This window comes from Halobacillus sp. ABH2_015 (genome assembly GCF_056158945.1).
Genome location: NZ_JBSWUG010000002.1, coordinates 186,773 through 206,866, shown reverse-complemented (window position 1 = coordinate 206,866; position 20,094 = coordinate 186,773). Strand labels below are relative to the sequence as shown.

General features: G+C 42.6%; 17 protein-coding genes. 4 read left to right on the top strand and 13 right to left on the bottom strand.

The features are described from left to right. Window positions 1–3: 3 nt before the first annotated feature. Both ACXAD6_RS01175 and ACXAD6_RS01170 read left to right on the top strand, forming a co-directional pair. Window positions 4–1,293, top strand: coding sequence for a glycosyltransferase family 4 protein (locus tag ACXAD6_RS01175; protein WP_474970334.1), 1,290 nt, complete (start codon window positions 4–6; stop codon window positions 1,291–1,293). After that, a complete protein-coding gene (locus ACXAD6_RS01170) occupies window positions 1,290–2,201 on the top strand; it encodes an NAD-dependent epimerase/dehydratase family protein (protein WP_474967270.1) in 912 nt (303 codons plus the stop codon). The genes ACXAD6_RS01175 and ACXAD6_RS01170 overlap by 4 nt, the downstream gene beginning before the upstream one ends. Before the next feature lie 57 nt (window positions 2,202–2,258). Here ACXAD6_RS01170 and ACXAD6_RS01165 read toward each other — a convergent pair whose 3' ends face one another. The 9 genes from ACXAD6_RS01165 to ACXAD6_RS01125 all read right to left on the bottom strand — a co-directional run bounded on the left by ACXAD6_RS01165 (window position 2,259) and on the right by ACXAD6_RS01125 (window position 12,655). Further along, window positions 2,259–4,172 carry a BglG family transcription antiterminator gene (locus ACXAD6_RS01165; protein ID WP_474967269.1) on the bottom strand — a complete coding sequence of 638 codons (1,914 nt, stop codon included), beginning with the start codon at window positions 4,170–4,172 and terminating at the stop codon, window positions 2,259–2,261. 65 nt (window positions 4,173–4,237) lie between these two features. Then, the gene (locus ACXAD6_RS01160) at window positions 4,238–5,623 is read right to left on the bottom strand and encodes a glycoside hydrolase family 1 protein (protein WP_474967268.1); all 1,386 of its coding nucleotides are present in this window, start codon (window positions 5,621–5,623) and stop codon (window positions 4,238–4,240) included. 14 nt (window positions 5,624–5,637) lie between these two features. Next, window positions 5,638–5,955: a PTS sugar transporter subunit IIA gene (locus tag ACXAD6_RS01155; RefSeq protein WP_474967267.1), complete on the bottom strand. Its 318-nt coding sequence runs from the start codon at window positions 5,953–5,955 to the stop codon at window positions 5,638–5,640. Between the two features lie 46 nt (window positions 5,956–6,001). Continuing rightward, window positions 6,002–7,291: a PTS cellobiose transporter subunit IIC gene (gene celB, locus ACXAD6_RS01150; RefSeq protein WP_474967266.1), complete on the bottom strand. Its 1,290-nt coding sequence runs from the start codon at window positions 7,289–7,291 to the stop codon at window positions 6,002–6,004. 23 nt (window positions 7,292–7,314) lie between these two features. Then, window positions 7,315–7,626, bottom strand: a complete 312-nt coding sequence (locus ACXAD6_RS01145) for a PTS sugar transporter subunit IIB (protein ID WP_474967265.1) — start codon at window positions 7,624–7,626, stop codon at window positions 7,315–7,317. A gap of 223 nt (window positions 7,627–7,849) precedes the next feature. Next, the gene (locus ACXAD6_RS01140; RefSeq protein ID WP_474967264.1) at window positions 7,850–8,701 is read right to left on the bottom strand and encodes a DegV family protein; all 852 of its coding nucleotides are present in this window, start codon (window positions 8,699–8,701) and stop codon (window positions 7,850–7,852) included. 19 nt (window positions 8,702–8,720) lie between these two features. Beyond that, window positions 8,721–9,794, bottom strand: coding sequence for a bifunctional transcriptional activator/DNA repair enzyme AdaA (locus ACXAD6_RS01135; protein WP_474967263.1), 1,074 nt, complete (start codon window positions 9,792–9,794; stop codon window positions 8,721–8,723). A gap of 225 nt (window positions 9,795–10,019) precedes the next feature. Further along, window positions 10,020–10,763 (bottom strand): SDR family NAD(P)-dependent oxidoreductase, encoded by a 744-nt coding sequence (locus ACXAD6_RS01130; RefSeq protein ID WP_474967262.1) that lies wholly within the window; start codon window positions 10,761–10,763, stop codon window positions 10,020–10,022. Window positions 10,764–10,987: 224 nt separating this feature from the next. Further along, a complete protein-coding gene (locus ACXAD6_RS01125; RefSeq protein WP_474967261.1) occupies window positions 10,988–12,655 on the bottom strand; it encodes a metal ABC transporter solute-binding protein, Zn/Mn family in 1,668 nt (555 codons plus the stop codon). A gap of 196 nt (window positions 12,656–12,851) precedes the next feature. Between ACXAD6_RS01125 and ACXAD6_RS01120 the strand changes: the two genes are divergently transcribed. After that, window positions 12,852–13,787, top strand: a complete 936-nt coding sequence (locus ACXAD6_RS01120) for an ornithine cyclodeaminase family protein (RefSeq protein ID WP_474967260.1) — start codon at window positions 12,852–12,854, stop codon at window positions 13,785–13,787. A 302-nt stretch (window positions 13,788–14,089) separates the two neighbouring features. After that, on the top strand, window positions 14,090–14,566 hold the full coding sequence (locus ACXAD6_RS01115; RefSeq protein ID WP_474967259.1) for a DinB family protein: 477 nt from the start codon (window positions 14,090–14,092) through the stop codon (window positions 14,564–14,566). A gap of 189 nt (window positions 14,567–14,755) precedes the next feature. Here the strand turns inward: ACXAD6_RS01115 and ACXAD6_RS01110 are convergent, their stop codons facing one another. From ACXAD6_RS01110 to ACXAD6_RS01095, 4 genes are all read right to left on the bottom strand, one after another. Then, window positions 14,756–15,202: a threonine/serine exporter family protein gene (locus tag ACXAD6_RS01110; protein WP_474970333.1), complete on the bottom strand. Its 447-nt coding sequence runs from the start codon at window positions 15,200–15,202 to the stop codon at window positions 14,756–14,758. An 18-nt stretch (window positions 15,203–15,220) separates the two neighbouring features. After that, entirely contained in the window at window positions 15,221–15,964 is a 744-nt protein-coding gene (locus ACXAD6_RS01105; RefSeq protein WP_474967258.1) for a threonine/serine exporter family protein, read from the bottom strand. A 745-nt stretch (window positions 15,965–16,709) separates the two neighbouring features. Beyond that, entirely contained in the window at window positions 16,710–18,791 is a 2,082-nt protein-coding gene (locus tag ACXAD6_RS01100) for a reverse transcriptase domain-containing protein (RefSeq protein ID WP_474967257.1), read from the bottom strand. Window positions 18,792–18,924: 133 nt separating this feature from the next. Further along, complete coding sequence (locus ACXAD6_RS01095) at window positions 18,925–19,923, bottom strand: hypothetical protein (protein WP_474967256.1); 999 nt, start codon at window positions 19,921–19,923, stop codon at window positions 18,925–18,927. Window positions 19,924–20,094: the final 171 nt, after the last annotated feature.

Here is a 20,094-nt window from a genome sequence, read left to right as displayed (position 1 = left end):
GAAATGCCATCCTTCCGCATTCATCCCGCTCTTACTGCTGTGATGGATCAGTATTTTTTAAAGAATAAAAACGCCGCTCCCAACTCCCCCCATTCCTTCCACCAGCAGCCAATGGAATACCGGCCGCCGAAGCCTTTGACCATCTTATATGTAACGTTTCTTCGATATCCCAATACCGGCGGGCTGTCCCATTACATCACCTCATTAAAAAACGGCATGGAGGCAGCAGGGCATCACGTTGATGTACTGGCCCCCGGGCACATGTCTTCCGTGCAGCTGGAGGAGTGGATTCCGGAAGCCGCAGCCGCCGCCGGGGCGTTCATGATGGACCGTTACGGATCAACAAACGAAAAAATCATAAAGAACCTCAGCTTTCTTCATGTGTTTTCAGCGTTTCTCAAAACCCAGAACCTTGAGAAGTATGACGTTATCCACGCCCAGGATCTGTTTGCCCTTTTCCTTCTTGGCGATCTGAATCAAACGTACCAAAAACCACTATTTTTCACCCCGCACGGTTTTTTTACGAAAAGCCGCCTGACATTCAACAAAATCCATAAAGGGTCCCTTGAAGAAGCCTATTTTACGTGTATTGAAAAAAGCGGGATAGCAGCCAGTACGAAAATTATCATGATCGCTGATTCCTTCCGCCCCAACCTGATGAATTTTGGAGCAGAGGAAGAAAAGCTGGTGACCGTTCATACCGGCATCGATTTTCAACCACTCCCGAACCGCCCCCGCGAAAAACTCACCATAACCTGCGTTTCCCGACTGTCCCCACGGAAAGGTCATGGGTACCTTTTAGAAGCGCTGGCACGTCTGCGGGAGTATAGAAATCATATGGACGTATGGATTGTCGGAGATGGTGTCATGAAAGAAATCCTGATGAAACAAGCGGAAGAACGGGAGCTGGATAACGTCACCTTCTGGGGCAGACGAGACGATATCCCGTCCATCCTCTCGCAGTCAGACATCTATGTTCTGCCTACGATCAATGACAACTTCCCTTTATCCATCATCGAAGCTATGCATTCGAAGCAGGCGGTCATCTCCACTACATGTGGGGGCATACCGGAAATGGTCCATCCTGAAAAAACCGGCATTCTCTGCGAACCGGGGAATGTAGAAGAACTGGTCCGGGCGCTCAGGCGTTTTATAACCAGCAAAGAAGAGCGCAGGCGGTTTGCCGCGGCCGCCGAGTCTTACGCACGCAGGCACCTTACCAGCGATATCATGACTAAAAAAATCGAAGCCGTTTACCAGAATCATTTATATAGAAAGGAGGGTTTTCAGTGAAAGTATTAGTGACCGGCGGAGCCGGATTCATTGGCTCCCGAATTGTCCACCTGCTATTGTCAGAAGGTCACATTCCCATTGTTTTAGACGATTTCTCCAACGGACGGAAAGAAAACCTTCCATGTGGAGTGAAGGTTTTCAAAAGACACCTTTCATCAAAAAAAGTGAAGGATATATTCGAAAGGGAGAGGCCCGATATCGTGATGCACCTCGCTGCTCAAGTGAATGTGACGGAATCCCTTAAAAAACCAGCGGAAGACGCTGCCGTTAACATTTCAGGCACCGTAAAACTGTTGGAATACAGCAGCCGTTATGGCGTGAAAAAATTCATCTTCTCCTCCACCAGCGCCGTTTATGGGGAGAGCTGTGACACCCTCCACGAGGAAAACCTAACCAGCCCCCTGTCCTTTTATGGGGCCTCAAAATCAGCAGCCGAAACGTATATCCGATTGTTCCAAACACTTCACGGCCTTCCCTACACCATCTTCCGCTATGCGAATGTCTATGGTCCCGGGCAGCGCTCCGACGGGGAAGGTGGTGTAATCAGCATTTTTGTTGAGCAGCTGTTAAAGAACCAACCCCCGGTCATTTTCGGGGATGGCAGCCAGACCCGCGACTTTGTCTACGTCGATGATGTCGCGCGGGCCAACCTGCTTGCCATGACGAAGGCAGATAACCAAACCCTTAACATCGGCAGCGATACACAAACGTCGATCAAGGATCTATACTCCCGGCTTTCCGAGAAGTGTGGGATATCAACGGAGCCTGTTCATTATGAAAAACGGGAAGGTGACATCCGGCACAGCCGACTTTCCAATGCAAAGGCACGGAGCGAACTCACATGGACTCCAGCGCATGATTTGAATGAGGGGCTGGAGAAGACGGTCGATTATTATAAAGGAATATAGAAAACCCCGGAAGCCTCCCTGACGCAGAGGAGGCTCCCGGGGTTTCCATATTCCTGTCTACATCGTTTTAAAGGCATGGAAAAACTCCGCCATCGTCCCGGCTTTAATAAATGGTTGTACAGTGGATGGACGATCAATCATCTGCCCGAGTTTTTCATATAATACTTGCAGATCCTCCTGGCTGTCCTTTTTCACACAGAGAAAACAGATCAATTGGACAGGCTTTCCCTCCCATAAAACAGGATTCTTCAGCGTACAAAAACTTAAGAACGTTTCCGATGATTGAGGGGTAATAGGATGAGGAATCGCGGTTAAGTTTCCAAAAGAGGTCGGTGCGACTGCTTCTCTTTCAAGAACGGCCTTGAGGAAAGTATCGTCTACCAAACCCTTATTCATTAGTTCGCCGCTCATAAATTCAAGGACTTCCTGTTTTGACTGACATTCTTTTTGTAAGTAGACGAGATCTTCACGTATATAATCGACGAATGCCTTTTTTCCTCCCACCACGGTTTCTTCAATCCTGAGCAGGTCGGATTCACTTACAATGGTATTCACCTCGATCACAGGAATCTCCAACCTTTGAATCGGAATGGAACTCACCACAAAATCAATGTCTGCTAAGTTATATTCGTCCAGTTTATAGTATTCCGTCGTTCCGGTAATATCCAGCTGACTGCCGAAATGTGATTTCAATTTATAATAAATCAGTTTCGCTGTCCCCATTCCAGAAGCACAGACGATCAGACATTTCTTTGGTCCTGTTTCCAATTTCCTTCTTTCTATAGCTGCCCCGAAATGGAGGGCCAGGTAGCCTACTTCGTTTTCATCAATACTGACCCCTGTATGCTCTTCAATGACCACGCCGGCTGTCACTCCCGTCTCAAAGGCTAACGGATAATTTTTTTTGATATCCTCCAGCATCGGGTTGCGGATGTTCATTTCATACTTGAAGCGGTTGATGGCCGGTTTCAAATGGAGGCGGAGAGCCACGATTAATTCCTGATCTCCTCGGATTCCTAAATTGAATTCCCCATCGATCTTTTCCAAAATAGCTTTAACCAGATCGATGACCTGCTGATCCATAACCTGTTCTACAACCTCACTGGATGTGGTCAATAATTTCGTTCCAAGAAGGTGCAGCCCTATATAAGCGATCTCTATATTCGGAAACTCGACATGAAGGGCATCCTCCACCTCTTTTAAAATTTCTGCGGCTACCTGATACTGTTCCTGTTCTTCAATTTCCATCAGGTCATCCTGATACATCTCTACGTAGTTGCCACTTTGGACACGTTTGTAAGCGATCAGGATATGAATCAGCAGATTGTTCACCGCGATGTCGGATAGCGTCATGTCATGCTCATTGATTTTTCGGATGAGAATAGCGAATACCTTCTCTTTATCTTCTTTAGAAAAAGAATCCAGCTTGTCCGGAATACCTGTATTCTGCTGGTTAAATAAATATTCACTCAGGCAGAATCGGACCTTCATTTCTTCCCCCTTGATTTTCAGCCCATAATTCGGGACGGATTCTAATGAAAGATCATAATTGAATAACTGCTTTTTGACTTCCTTCAAATCATTTTGAATCGTAGACTTGCTGATGAACATTTCCTCGGCAAGATCATCCAATTTGACGTACCCTTCACTTAATAACAACTCTTTCAAAAGATAAGCGGCCCGGCCTTCCGGAGATTCCGGCAGTCGATTCCCAGCCGTTTCACCAGGATCATCCGTCCTCTTTAAAAACTCATGGAAACGGGAAACATCATGGATCTCCATCTGATATCCCTTTCCCATAATGGTATGAATCTCCGCCCCGTTCTCTTGTAACCACCCATTCAGAGCTTTAATATCTTCCCTTGTGGTACGTGGAGTTACGTGATTAACACTGGCTAAGTAAGAACTGGAAAGCGGATAATCCACCGCCATTAATTTACGCAATATATTTTCCAATCGAGAGTTCAGCATATCGCTTCTCCTTACTGATCCATACTGCGGTAACCGGTTGAACTACGCTTCACCGCGCAGAAGAGTTAAAACCCATTATTAGCCGCCACATTTTTAAACCAGTGCGCACTCTTTTTCAAGCTTCGTTCCTTCGTTTCCACATCGATGGAAATAAATCCATAACGGTTTTTATAGGCATTGGACCAGGACCAGTTATCCATCGTCGTCCACATATGATAACCTTTGGCATTGCACCCTTCCTGAACAGCTTTATGGAGCCACTTCAAATGCTCCGATACAAATTCAATACGGTAATCATCCTGGATTTCTCCGCCTTGCAGGAATCTCTCTTCGTTTTGTACCCCCATGCCATTCTCCGAAATAAATGACGGGATGTTTCCATAGTGATCCTTCAAATTCATCATAATATCATAGATTCCTTTTTCATAAATCTCCCACCCGCGATAGATGTTCATCCTTCTGCCCGGCATCTCGTAATGGTCGAAATACCATTCCGGAAGAAAAGGAGCATAAGGGTTTGGCAGATTTTCCTTAGCTTTCACACGACGAGGCTGATAATAGTTCACTCCTAAAATATCGACCGTATTGGCTTTCAACAGGGCTTGATCTTCCGGCTGCGAATCTGGGAGACAGCCATGCTCGGATAAAAGTTCGATCAATTCCTGAGGGTATTCACCAAGGACAGCGGGATCCAGAAAACTGCGGTTAAAGAATAAGTCAGCGATTCTGGAAGCACGCAGGTCAGCAGGGTTTCCGCTACGCGGATAAGAAGGAGTGAGGTTCAGGATGATCCCGATTTCCCCCTGGTGCTCATTCCTTTTAAAAGCTTCTACAGCTTTTGCACTGGCCAAAGCTGTGTGGTAGGCGACCTGGGCTGCCCGCTTCGCGTCCACGACGTTTGGATAATGGAAGTCATACAAGTATCCACCTTCTACAGGTACAATCGGCTCATTGAACGTAAACCACTTGGAAACCCGGTCTCCGAACAAACGGAAGGCTTCTTCTGCATATGCCCTGAATGCTTCGACAACCTGACGACCCTCCCAGCCCCCTTCCTCCTGCAGTTTCATCGGCATATCAAAATGGAATAAGTTCACGAAAGGTTCGATATCGTTTTCGATCAATTCATCAATGACATCATTATAAAAAGCAGCTGCTTCCTCATTGACCGAGCCGCGCCCTTCAGGAATTAGTCTTGACCAGGAAATCGACAGCCGGAACGTATTATGGCCGATTTCTTTCATTAACCCGATATCTTCTTTGTAGCGGTGATAAAAATCTGAAGTTGTCTGCGGTCCTACATCCTGAAAAAAACGATGGGGCTCAGTTTTATACCAATGATCCCATATATTTTCTCCTTTCCCGCCTTCCTTTGCTGCACCTTCGATTTGCGTGGCAGAGGTGGCACTCCCCCACCAAAACCCTTCTGGAAATGAATAATCTACACTCATCATGATCTCCTCCTTTATTTCAAACGGTAAATTTCAATAATTTCCACAGCTAGATCTCTCACCGTCATGGAAGTCATTAAGTGATCCTGCCCATGGATTAAAAACACATTGATTTTTGTTTCCCCTCCGCCCGCTTCTTCTTGAAGCAGCTTTGTCTGAAAGCCGTGAGCCTTTGCCAGTTCATCATTGGCTTCCTCGATCAGCCGGTCGGATTCATCGAACTTTCCTTCCTTAGCGGCTTGGATCGCTTCCATCGCACTGGACTTTCCGTTCCCTGCGTGCAGGATGATCTGGAAGGCTGTTTCTGTTGCCGGATTCATTTCTTCATTCATTTCTCATCAATCCACCTTATATCATTCTGAAATTACCCCTGATCCTTTATTCAACCATGTCTCCCTTACCTTCATCTTCATAGTATTTTTTATCTAATATTTTCAGAAACGGCCACCAGATGATGAAGACGATAAACAGATTGAATGCTTGAAGCGCTGCGCCCTGCCACGCATTCCCTGTTGCCAGAAAACCACTGAGAAGCGGCGGTGTCGTCCATGGCACAATGATTCCTGCAGGTTTTGGCACCAGTCCTGTCGACATTGCAAAAAATGTAACCAGTGTTATAACAACAGGAGCTACTAACCATGGGATAAGGATCAATGGATTCATGACAATTGGTAAACCGAAAATAATCGGTTCGTTCACATTAAACAATCCCGCTGGTGCCCCTAATTTACCCAGTTCTTTCAACTGTCGGCTTTTACCTATAACAAAGATTAAAATAATAACGGCAAGCGTCATCCCCGTTCCACCCATACCGACAAGAAATGTATCGATGAATTGCTTTGTAACAACGTTCGGAAGTTCATTTCCAGCCTGGAAGGCATCAAGGTTCTGTTCATTCAAGGCATACCAGATCGGGTCGAATACAGAGTTGACGATAATCTGACCATGCAGCCCGAAGAACCAGAAGACCTGAATCATAATAACCGCTACGATTGTAGCCGGCAGTCCGCTTCCCAACGCTGTCAATGGTTCCTGGATCAACGTATAGATAAAGTTCTGAACCGTATCGAATGGTGTGAAGCTGAATAAAATACGTACGAGCAAAAACACGGACAATGTCAACGTTATTGGAATCAGTGCGCTGAAGGACTTGGAAACCGCACCAGGAACACCCGAAGGCATCTTAATCATCCAATTCTTCTGAACGAAGAAGCGGTAAAGCTCTGCGGAGATAAAGGCAGTGAATATTCCCAGGAACATTCCTTCTGCACCTAGACTGGAGGTCGGAATAACGCCGTTGACGCCCTCCAGAATCTGAGGGGTCAAAATGAGAAAGGAGGCCAAGGCTACGACGCCTCCATAGATGGACTCCAACTCATAATGCTCGGTCAATTTATAACCGATTCCGACAATGACGAACATTCCCATGATACTCAGGGTGGAGGCCGAAGCAGGTCCCAGTGCATTTTGATACGCTGCAAACGCCTCTTCACTGATCATTTTGTCAAGGAATGGAAAGTTAGCTATAACTACAAAGATCGAACCGAAAATGATTAAAGGCAGAGCTACCATGAAGCCGTCTCTTAACGCAGTTAAATAGCGGTTGTTATTCAGCTTATCTGCAATCGGCAGCAAAAACCCCTCTAAAAACTCCATAAATTTATTCATGCTGGATGCCCCCTGAATGGATATTAATGGTTCTCGATCGTACCAAGCGCGTTTTCTAAAACAACTTTACCATCGACTCTTCCGTAGGCGACTGGATCGATCACCTCAACAGGGATGCCCACTGCCTCAGCAGCTTTGGAAAATTTCTTTTTCATGAAGCGCATCTGCGGACCGATAAGCAGGATATCGGCCTGCTCCATTTCTGTTAAAGCCTTATCCTGACCGACCGCCCATATGTTCACGTCCAATCCTTTTTCTTCAGCGACCTTCTCCATTTTTGAAACCAATAAGCTTGTAGACATGCCTGATGAGCAGGCTAATAAAATGTTCTTCATTTGTGCGTCCCCCTTGATTCGTTTGTTTTACCTTAATTCCATTGTATTTTAAAAGCGCTTTCATTTACACGCATGCTTTTTCCTCTATAGGTAGGAAATAATTAATGGCATACGTGTCTTACGTACCATTGATACCAATAAAAAAGGAAGCTGTGGCCAGCTTCCCTCTTCCTATCTATAGGTTTCCTTCAATGAGCCCGGGTATCGATCATCATCGTTAAACCTACTTCTCCAATCCAGCCACGCCAAATCCTCCGGGACCTGAATGTGTTGAAATCATGGCCCCCGCCTGTATCCATGTAGTATGGTGGAACCCATACTCTTCAGCGATTTCCTCCATCCGTTGCTTCACCTTTTCATCAAGTCCGATGGAATAGATCATATAAAGCTGACGAGTATCCAAGTCGAATACACTCAGGTAATCTCTCAGGAGCTTTTCAGCCGCTCCCATCACCCTTCCTCTGTACTTTTTAGTGGACATGAGGTTTCCATCTTTCAACTCTATGCAGGGCTTTATTTTCAACAACGTGCCTACAAGAGAAGCGGTATTGCTTACCCGGCCTCCAGCTTTCAAAAATTCAAGGCTGCCGGGAATGAAGGACAGCCTTGTTTTCGGAACCACTTCCTCGATTTCCTGCAATAACTGCTGTGCATTCACGTCAGGATTCCGGCCTAATAACTCTGCGGCATACAGGACGATTGCGGCTAATCCGCCAGTCACATTTAGAGCATCAATGAGATAGAGATCCTCGAATTCTTCAGAAGCGATGACGGCATGTTGAAAAGAAGATGACGCTTTTGATGTGTAACCAATATGAATGATCGTACAGCCAGGGTACTGCTCTCTTATCTTTGTAAAGAATTGCTCATATTCATAAACATTGGTGGAGGTCGTCGTGGGAATTTGTTTCGTGCGGGTGTAATAATCATAAATCTCCTGAACAGGCAGAGAGCCATCTAAATAATCCCTGCCGTCCATAATAATGTGCATAGGAACCACTTGGATCTTGTGCTTGTCCGCTAAATCAGAGGGGATATCGGCCCCGCTTTCTGTCGATAAGACGATTTGTCCCATACTACTGCCTCCTGAATGATTAGAGATTCTTACTATCTTCCCTCCACACATTCCCTCCACGTTCCAATTCTAAAAGCCATTTCTTTCTCGCGCTTCCTCCCCCATATCCGCCGACCGTCCCATCACTGAGAATGACTCGGTGGCACGGGACAATAAGGGCGAGCTGATTAGCCCCGTTCGCTCCAGCAACGGCACGGACAGCCGCAGGCTTCCCGATGGCACGGGCAATTTCTGTATATGTGCGGGTTTCTCCTGCAGGAATTTCCCTTAGTTCGTCCCATACCCTCGTTTGAAAAGGAGTGCCTGTGAATGCCACAGGTGTTGTGAATTCGGTTAATTCTCCATCAAAATACAGATGCAGTTCTTCCTCAATGGCTTGCATAGGCGGCGTTTTCCCTGGGATGATAACAGCCTTCTTTTTTCTCCTGAGCACTTCCACTTCTTTTTCCAATCCTCGCCGATCCACAAACTCCAATAAGTACAGATGCGTTTCATCCGCAACAGCAATCATCGGTCCCATCCTGGTGTCCAGCCACGATGCTTTCAACAGTTGGTTTTCCTGAGCAGAGGCCGGGGACTCCCCCATGATCCGGGAAAAAGCGTCCCTAAACCCGCTGCTGGATTCGTAACCGCTGTTCAACTGCGCATCAATGACTGATTTACCTGCTCGGATTTCCTTCATCGCAAGGCCCATTCTCCGAGCCCGGGCATACTGCACAAAGGTCATGCCGAAACGTTTTTTAAACTGACGGCGGGCGGTGGACTCATCGACGGAAAGCTCGCGGAAGTCCTTTTCTCTCCATTTCTTCTCCGGGTTCTCCTCCACCGCCTGGACCAGTTTCTGCACAAGCGCAGAGACTTGGTCAGGGTGGGAAAGCGGGGTACATCTTCTGCAGGGACGAAACGATGCAAGAAGCGCTTCCTGCGGGGTAAGGAAGAATTCACAATTCTCATACTTCGGTTTCCTTGCCGGACAGGTGGGACGGCAGAATACTCCCGTGCTTGTGACCCCTGCAAAGAAGACCCCTTCATAGGCTGCATTTCTTTCGAGTAAGGCTTGGTAGAATTCTTTTCTCTTATCATCACTTATCATAAGAACACCTCTTTACGATTGATCAAAGACAGGATCCTGCTTTTAATTATAGAGGGAATTTCACCATCCGCAGCCGAAAATCAGGCATTGATTTGTTCTTCAAAGGCTCCTGTCTTTTTATATTCGGCTCCAGAACAGGCTCGTCCTGTCTATCCCAAAAAAAATGCCTCTCAAGAGGACGGTAACTCCTGAAAGGCTTTTAGTAAGGAGGACCGATATCCACGTCTACTCTTCTTCATTCACTCCAAGCGTCATACCGCCATCCACCACAATTTCCGTTCCGGTACAGTAGGAACTTTCATCTGAGGCTAGAAAAGCAGCCACACGGGCAATTTCAACCGGCTGGCCGATACGCCCAAGGGGGACCGAATCATAAAACGAGGGAACTCCCTGCCCCTGGGTAGCCATTTCCGTCTCAATACCGCCGGGATGAATCATATTCACCCGGATTCCCTTCTTACCGAGCTCAATCGCTGCCGCTTTGGACATCGCGACCACCGATGCTTTCGTCGCGGCATACGCCGATGACTTGGCAATCGGAGAAAACGAGGAGATGGATAAATTGTTGATGATGGATCCTTTTCTCTGTTTTTCCATTTGAGGCGTAACAGCCTTCATCCCTCGAAAGACCCCGAGCTGATTCACATCAATCATTTGCTGGTATTCATCCATCGTAATCTCTTCAAATGGTTTGCGGATCAAGACACCTGCGTTATTGATGAGAACGTCAATGGCTCCGAACTTCTCTACAATTTCTTCTACAGCCACGTCCCAATCCGAATCTTTCGTAACGTCCAGTTTTATGGGATAGGCCTCATCGATTTCGTTCGCTGTTGCTTGAGCATCTTCCCATTTCCTTGCGCCTACCATCACCTTTGCCCCAAGAGAGGCAAGGTGCTCCGCCATCGCTTTTCCTTGTCCGCGATTGGCTCCCGTGATCAAAATGACTTGGTCCGTTAAGTCAGCCATGCATATACCTCCATGTGTTCTTTTATGATTGAAGCTTTAACTTCAGCTTCAATCTTATACGTAAAACATGATTATACGGACAGACGCCGTTCTTGTCTAATTCAATATTTTCGTACATGAATCATATCCCCACACTCAAGAGGAACACCAATCAAAAAAGCTGGAGACCATTATTATGGTCTCCAGCTTTTCCTCGCATATATATTTATCGTGAACAATGATGATCAATGCGCCATCATTTCATGAGCGATCTCCTGACCATCCATGTCTGATGGATAATACGTCGGCCAGTTTGTCACTTCGTCCAATAGTGCTTCACGGTCATCTCCCCAGTAAAGGTGGTAGTGATCCGCGTCAGTCGGAGTAATACTGTGATCACTGAACTGGATGTATTGAGGAAGATCCCCATCCTCTTCCGTTAACTCATAAATATAACGGACCCCTCTATTACCCGCTTCATAGGTAAGGATTTCATACCCATCATAGGTATAGGTTCCCGACGACTTTTCTCCATTTTCGAAGAACGTTACGTCATTTCCCTCAAAAATAATGCGGTCCACATCGGTTTCGTAACCGATCTTATAGTACTCTTTATATTCTTCCGCTGTCATATCTCCGTCATTCTCAGCCTTATGAGCAAACACTTCATCAAGTGTTCCATCCTGAAGGTATGGATATACAGACTGCCAGTCCCCTTCCCAGTCTGTCAGTTTACGATCCTTCACCTGCTCATCTTCAAAGTACCCATCATAAATCTGCTGGGCTTCTTCGTCATCCGCATGGCTGTGATTATGAGCGTGGCCGCTGTGCTCGTCTGATTCAAAAGAGTCCCCGGCATCAGACGGCTCGCCGGCCAAACCTTCAGTTAATACTTCTAAATTTTGCTTCATGAGGGTGAAATAATCTTCTTCATTGTCTATATCTTCTTCCGTCAACACAGACAAATTATGAAGACGCAGAGATTCTGCCCCGATTTCTTTTCTAACGACATCCGCAACTTTAGGTGTAACATTCTGCTCAAAGAATACATGATTGATGTTATGCTGTTCAGCCGTTTCAACTATGGCTTCCAAATCTTTTTGAGAAGGTTCATTGGTTGGACTTAAACCAGAAACAGAAACCTGCTCAACACCGTAGGATTGTTCCCAATATCCATAAGCGGCATGAGACACGATGAATTTATTCTTTGGTGCTGCTTCCAATTGATCGTGGAATTCCTGATCCAGCCCTTCAAGGTTGCTTTTTAGTTCCTCGAAGTTTTCATTATAGGTATCTTCCTGCTCAGGATTCAGTTCAACCAGTGTATCTTTAATATTCTCAGCTACCTGAATAGAAAGGATGGGATCAAGCCAGACGTGCGGGTCCTGGTCCCCGTGGTTATGTCCAGCGTGTTCATCTTCGCTGCTTCCTTCTTTCTCCTCATGAGCATGTTCGCCCTCATGATCTTCTTCTTCATGAGCATGTTCCTCCTCGTGAGTTCCTTCTTCTTCCTCATGGTTATGGGCATGCTCTTTTAATTCAATCCCCGTGGATGCTTCCAGAATTTTCACATCTTCAGATTTAATAGAATCTGAGATTTTTTCTGCATAGGGTTCCAATCCGGCACCGTTGTAAATAAATGCGTCTGCTTCTGCCATTTCAATCATTTCTTTTGATGTTGGTTCATATGTGTGAGGGTCTGAACCGGGAGGAAGAATCGATTGCACATCCGCCTGCTCCCCTGTAATCTGCTCCGCAAAATACTGAAGGGGATAAACCGTCGTATAGATACTCAACTCTTCAGAAGCATCGGATTGTTCCCCTTCTTCACTACTGCTTGATTCTTCTTCTACACATGCTGTAAGTAATAAAATGAATGCAAACATGCTAACTGCACCAATCATTTTTTTCATTGTTTCTCCTCCTCCTTATGTACCTCAATTATTCTATCGTAATGATTACTATTTGTAAATGATAATCATTACGATTGATTGACAAAAAATTGGTCTTCCTTATGTGTTAATAATTAAGGACTGAGCAACGAACACATTTTCACTTTTTCAGAAAAGTTTGATAGTATCTGTAGTACATCATAAAGGAGGGATAATCATGGAAGTCATATCAAAAGAAGAGATTACGAGGAATTTTTCTATGAAGGAAACGATGGACAGCATCGAATCTTTTTACACCAAAAAAGAAAGCGAATTCATATCACCGGACCGGATGCACATAGAGGATGGAGAGAATACCGCTTTGCTGATGCCGGCCTTTTATAGAAACTATTACTCCACGAAACTTGTAGGCGTTGCTCCTGAAAACAGGAATGCTGGAAAAGACACGATCCACGGCTTAATGGTTCTGAATGACCGCAAGACGATGGAACCCCTTTTCTTGTGTGATGCCATTGCTATTACGGCCCTGCGTACAGGTGCTCTGGGAGGACTCGGAATCAAATACCTGGCTAAAGCAGACGCGGAAACGTTAGGCATTATCGGAACCGGCACACAAGGATGGAGTCACTTAGAATCGGCCCTTGCTGCCAGAGACATCAAGCATGTACATATTTATAACCGCACCGAAGAGAAAGCCCATCAGTTTAAAGCGAAAGCAGAGACCCGCTTCCCACAAGTCACGTTTACCGTTTCCTCTGTCGAAGAATTAGCCAGAGAGTCAGACATCATCGTAACGACTACAACTTCCACCACCCCTGTGCTTCCTGAATTACACGATTCAGATTGGAAAGGCAAACTCATCGTAGGAGTGGGCTCCTTCCGCCCTTCCATGCAGGAAATCTCTGATCAAGTTATGAGAATCGCTGATGAAGTATTTGTAGATGCCAGATCCGCCCTGCATGAATCCGGGGATATGATCCAGGCCGGGCATTTACGTTCGGGCTTAGAAAACTCCTGGGACCTCGAAAAAATCATCACCGAAAATGATCCGCCGCAGGATTTAGAAGAAAAGACGATCGTGTACAAATCTGTAGGGGCTGCCATATTTGATTTGGTTGTCGTTCAATCGATTTATGAAAAGCTTTATAAGTAAGAGATATCTGTCATTATTTTTGTCGATGCCTCTCCCCCCATTTGGCTGAAGCTTTGCTGGACTGGGGATAAGTGCCATTGCAGTAAACCCTCTTTCTTTTACCCGCTGCGCACAAGTCTTCATGTGTGCACCAGCAGGGGTACTGATGTAGATTCCCCTTCCCCATGTTCTTTATAGATCTAAAATGATCAGTTCCAAAAGCTCGGGCTCCGCTCCGGGCTTCTTTTACATTCGCGTCCATCTCATATGATAAAATTGAAATAGAAATCGTGATTTCATACACACCTAAGGGAGGAGCAATCATGGATCAGTCATTCATTCAAACGAGAGAAGAATTGATCAGTTTGCTAAGGCACTTAAATGATTACGATATAAATACTGCTACGGAACTGGGAGGTTGGACGGTTGCACAGGTGGTCGAGCATCTAGCAGTGGCTGAGGTGAATTTTCTAGGGCTGGTGGAGAACGCTATGAAGCAGAAACACATAGGACATGCTGAGGAAAAAGATTTCTCCATCCTGCGGGATCGTTCCGTGAAAATGAAGGCACAGCAGGAGCCTTCCACTGTCCACAGAAATGCAGAAGACTGCATCCAATTGCTGCAGAACTCAAGAAACGCAACCGAAGCTTTTTTAAATGAGAACAAATACATCGAACGATATGTCGTGTCCCATCCGCGATTTGGAGATATTCCTGCCAACAGCATTTTCATTCTCATAGCCGAACATGAACGACGCCACATTGAGCAGATTGAAGAGATTTTAGAGGCTATTAAGTAAATCATTGTTCACATGTTATTTGATCATACAGTGATGCGTCCCCATGTTTTCTCGCCTTTTAAGTAATGGAATATCCTTTACGCTGCTCGGCAGTCATACATGCCTGCAAACTATTATAGCTGAATGCCAAAACAAGGATTAATACAGTGGATTTTAAAGGAAAACAAAAGCGCAAGTGAGGCTCACCCATTACCTCATTTGCTCTTTTGTTTGTCTTATCTTTTTTATAATCTGGTTAAGCACTTCCGAGAACACGAGCCCAAATGCTATAGCACCAGATATCATAAAAGCTTTCGCTGCAATAGAGATTGCGGCGCTGTAGTCATTTTGTACAAAGTTCCGCATCGCGTCATAAGCGAGACTTCCTGGTACGAGAGGAATAATCCCTGGTACGCTAAATATAATCATAGGCGTTTTGTTTATCCTTGCCAGCATCTGGCTGACCATGGCAATAACAAAGGAGGCGATGAGTGTAGCTGGGACACTGTCGACTTCTCCCCATACTAAGGATATGTAAATGACCCAACCAATCATGCCGACAAGACCGCATTTGATGATTGTATTTCTTGGCGCCTGATAGATGATCCCAAAGGCAGCTGATGCAAAAAAGCTTGCTATGGCGTATTCAATCAACATAGTCATTCCTCACGATCTCTAAAATAGTGCAAACATCACAGCAATACCTGCCCCAATTGCAAAAGCTGTTAAAAAAGCCTCTGCCCCCTTGGCGAGTCCTGAGATCAGATGGCCTGCCATCAAATCTCTTACAGCGTTGGTGATGAGCAGACCAGGGACCAACGGCATGATTGAACCGATAACGATCTTATCCACTTCCTTCCCAATACCGAATGAAAAAAGGGAGAAGGCTGTAAAACCGATCAACAACGAAGCAACGAATTCAGCAACGAATTTAATTTCAAATAATCGAATGAAGTTAATCAATGCAATAAACCCTAGTCCTCCTGCTAAGCAGGCTGGCAGGAAATCGTACCAGCTCCCCTGAAACATGATAGTAAAGAAACCACTTGCTAACGTGGCAGCGATGATTTGCATGCGCATGGAATAGTCTGTAGGACTGGTTTCAATCTTCCTGAGCTCTTTATACGCTGCTTGAGTAGACAATTCCCCACTTGCAATCTTTCTGGAGACATTATTCGCAAGGTTCACTTTCTCGAGATTTGTCTCTCGTGCCGAAACTCTTACTAATTTTGCATGGGCACCAGGGCTGATCGTAAACATAATCCCAGTAGGTGTTACATAACTTTGGGATTCATCCCGTCCGAAAGATTGGGCAATCCGCGTCATCGTATCTTCCACACGATAGGTTTCCGCTCCATTTTGCTGCATGATCTTCCCCATTAATAAACATAACTCAATCAAGTCCTCTGTATCCTCCACTCGGTCACCTCCATTCGTATTCCAGTATGTTTAGTGTATCTATTCCTATCCTAAAAGCTTAAAACCCTAAAGATTTCCACAATCGCGAAACTTCTTCACTTTCTTTTGAAAGAATGGCTGGATCTTAGCTCCATATTATTCTTTACGGCTTCCCAATGTGGATGTTCATCAAAGAATATTCGTCTCCATACAAGTACAATATCACATCACCCAGGGCTGGAGTATTGTGCATTCTTTACTTTGAACAAAACTAATAAAAAAACTATAAGGAAAAGAGGTGTGCATCAGCCCCCTTCTACACCTAAGCTTCTTTACTGTATAAACCATTCGGCAATAAGAACTTTAGATATTCATAATATCTGCTCTTTTTTCTGTTGGCTGGAATTTACGGTCTTCTAAAAAACCTGAAATGAAAATAAAAAAGCAAAAAAGGACTACATCCTTTATTTAGGATTTAGTCCTTTTATTCCTAACTATTTATACATGACTTCAAGAGTTCCAGAGACTTTTTGTGTGTTTCAAACTGTTTATAGAAAAAGCCCTATTACTTAAGTGGTTGGAGCGTTATTACATCATGCCGCCCATGGTTTCTCATTAATAAATAGGGTATATTATTCTCCTAAACAACTTGGATATAAAGCTATTAAGGGAATTGATTAAAATGCTTTATCCAATGGAACCCAAATGTTTATGAGAAATAGTATGTCAAAAAGTATGCCAATTCCAGGCTATATGAATATTATACCTATGTGAATTCTTGAATTAGCTCTTTATATCCTTTAATCATTTTTTTCCTTAGACTATAGATATACCTATACTCAATTGGTTTAGTATAATTTCCCGTGTTCTTATGCAAAGGATGTGATATATCACATTCTAACCTTTTTTCATGTACTTCCTTACATAAGGACCAAAGTGAGGGGTATTTATTTTTGAATTTTTTATTATTTGGATTTAATACGCTTCCTATTTTCCCCAGATTGTAACCCCCAATACCACCATCTTTTTCAAATAAACTATTTAATAATATATCGTGAAAGACGTCTAAAATATTTACAAAAGCAGACATATCATTTTGAACATACCCACATGCACGTGCAATTTTATTTTCAGCTTGTGTATGTTGCTTAGGTCCAAAGAATCTTTTCCAATTCATTTCAGGGAGCTTTTCTTTGCAAATAAGGCTTAAGTACTCTCCGATTATACTTGGTGTAGAAGCTGACCTTTTAATTACCCCCACTGACTTCAATGACTTTTGAGCGATGTAATTTGATGATGAAAAAGAATTTTCAGAAGATATATCTAAAAGAATATATTCCCTAGCAGCAGATAAAGCAACATCTACTGAATCATTTTCTAACAGTATATTAAGTAACTCAATATACGAAGGTTCACCCAAGAAATCCTTATTAATTGACTTTATTAAAGCTTTCAAAACCCACCAGCTTTTTTCAGTACTTAATATCTTTTTTATTTCATCATACTGAAAGTAATGGTCTTCTAATAGAATTGATAAAATTGTGTACCTATAATAAGGATCTTTAATTTCTTCAGTTTTCAATCTTTTTTTAGCGAAATCTACTAACATCCCTTGGTTTTTTTTAGAAATATTGTTATGAACGGACGCAAGTAATCGTCCATTAATTACCTGATATACTTCGGGGCTTTCCAAATATTTAAGGATTTCTAGAAAGACTTTATCAGAAATTTTTCTTTTATAATTCCTAAAGTAATTAGATATTTCATTATATAAAAAAGGTTGGTGATATAATAATTCAATTAATTGTTTCGAGATATTAAATTTAGGTTTAACATGGGGAAGAACGATCTTAAAAGAGGTTACGTCTGCAAGGTCATTTTTTCGTATTATCTTTTTTAATTCTTTTTCTGCTTTATAAGGATTAATCATTCCATCATGTTTTCTAACTTTAGCAAATGGATCACTTAGATTCTTTATTTCTTCATCCATATCTTTAATCTTGTGTATATTTATCTTTGAAGACTGAGGTAATAAACCAACTCTTTTCGAATAATAGTCTAACCTAACTAAACTTTTCCTTAAGTTAACTTCATCATTTGCCATTAGTTTTATATCGTCTACATAACGAAAATATTTCACACCAGTTTCAAATTTTTTGTATTTATACTTATTGTCAATATAAGAAATAACTACTTCTGATATTAGCCCAGAACTCAAAGGACCTTGCGGCAACCCCGTCCCTTGAATAAATGAACCATCTGCTGTCCATATAGACATATAATTTAGAAACCTATCAATGAACTCCTTATCCATTCCATATTCCGTCAAAAAATTAGCCAATATAGTATGGTCAATACTGTCATAAAAAGCTGTAATATCAAAAGATGCTATGTATTTATTTCCATCATTATATGCTTCTATAATATTACGATTCATTATCTTATAACTTTCTATCCATTTTTGATAAAAGAATCTGCTACTTTTTGTAGAATAAAGATTCCCATAAACAAGTTTATTATAGTTTTTACGATTTTGTTTTTTATGGTACTCAGCTACTATATTAGTAAAGGCTTGGTACACAATTTGATCCTCTATAGGGAGTAAAGATATAGGTCGTAAAATCCCACTTTTCTTAGGAATATAAACTCTTTCGGGCTTATTAGGTTGGAATGTATTGTTTCTTACTCTACCCCGAAGATCCTTTAAATTTTCTTCCTTTGAAAAAGAGTACGCTTGATATAAATCTCTAAAATAATTCTTATACCGGTGGTCACTACTAGAATTAATCCATCTCCATGCTCTCTCAAAATTCCCGGATTGTATCAAACTATTTAAATCACTCTTCATAGACCTCACCCATATTTAATATATCATAAACATCCTAAAATTACCTTTTTTAATAATATGTATATATTTCCCCCTGGGTCTAGGGACCTTACAAATAACTCCTCTTATAAACTCCCCTCTATGTAAGTTTATATCATTCATTCAAATTATTAAGGTGCTCGAACATGTCTCTTCTTTTATCTTTCGAATGCAATGGGTAACTTTTTATATGAAAATAGGAAGGTGAAATTTTTTTTGAAAATAATCGAGTAATAATAGATTTAGTATCTAACTCAAAAGCTACTGAATTAACATCAATGGCGTAGCACTGGCTATAAGAAGAATGTGAGCTTAATGGAAAGTTAGTTTTATAAATACTGTTATAAACAGGCTCAAAATAGCGAATAAGAGCTGCTTCTGTAAAAGTAATTTGTTGATCTAAAGTAATTGAACTATTTAATACATTATAAAGGTGCTCAATAGAACTTTCTAAATCATACAAAGCGCTTTGAAAGCCACTACCTGTCATGGATATAAGATAAGGTTCAAATTCACAGAGTATTATCCAGATCTCTTCATTTGGATAAGATTCCATAGTATCAGCGTAAATCTTCTGTAAGGTAGCATGGGAAGCAAGTCGGTCAGAAGCTAGTCGTTCACCTTGCTTTCCAAATGCCTGCCCAACATACAGTACTTCCAAGTCCAGGCATGGATTATACTCTGTTCTGAGACTTGTATATAAAAAAGAAGCTAGTCCTTCAGAAACAACTTTCCCACTTTCATTTAAAAATTTAATATACTTATAGGGATATTCTAGCTCATAGCTTACTATCGATAGTTCCGGTGGATTAGAAACACTAAATGGATGTTCCTCTGTATTAGTACCTTTATTAATTAAAAAACAACCTTTGATTTCATTTTCTTCAATACAAATTTTATTAGGTGAAAGGGTTATACTCGGCCTTGAACATATCATATATATGTGACAATCTTCATTTTTTACTTTTTCCATTATTTCTGGATTATCAAAATCGCGTTGTTGTAGCAATCTTGTAAACTTCCCTCTCATTGCTACAGTGTTTTCAATTTGATATTTATAATTACCCAATAATTTCCCCCCCAATAACTCAATTAGTAATATAGTTCTATTCAAAACTATAGATTCCTCCTTGAACTAAAATCAGCTTTGGGAATTCGTACACTATTTGAACTGTAACCTAGAAATTGGACCGTTTAAAAAATAGCCTATGATACTATTTAATTTCAATTATTGAGTTAGTATCAAAGCTATTACACTTCATTTCAAGCGAATTCCTCTAAAACT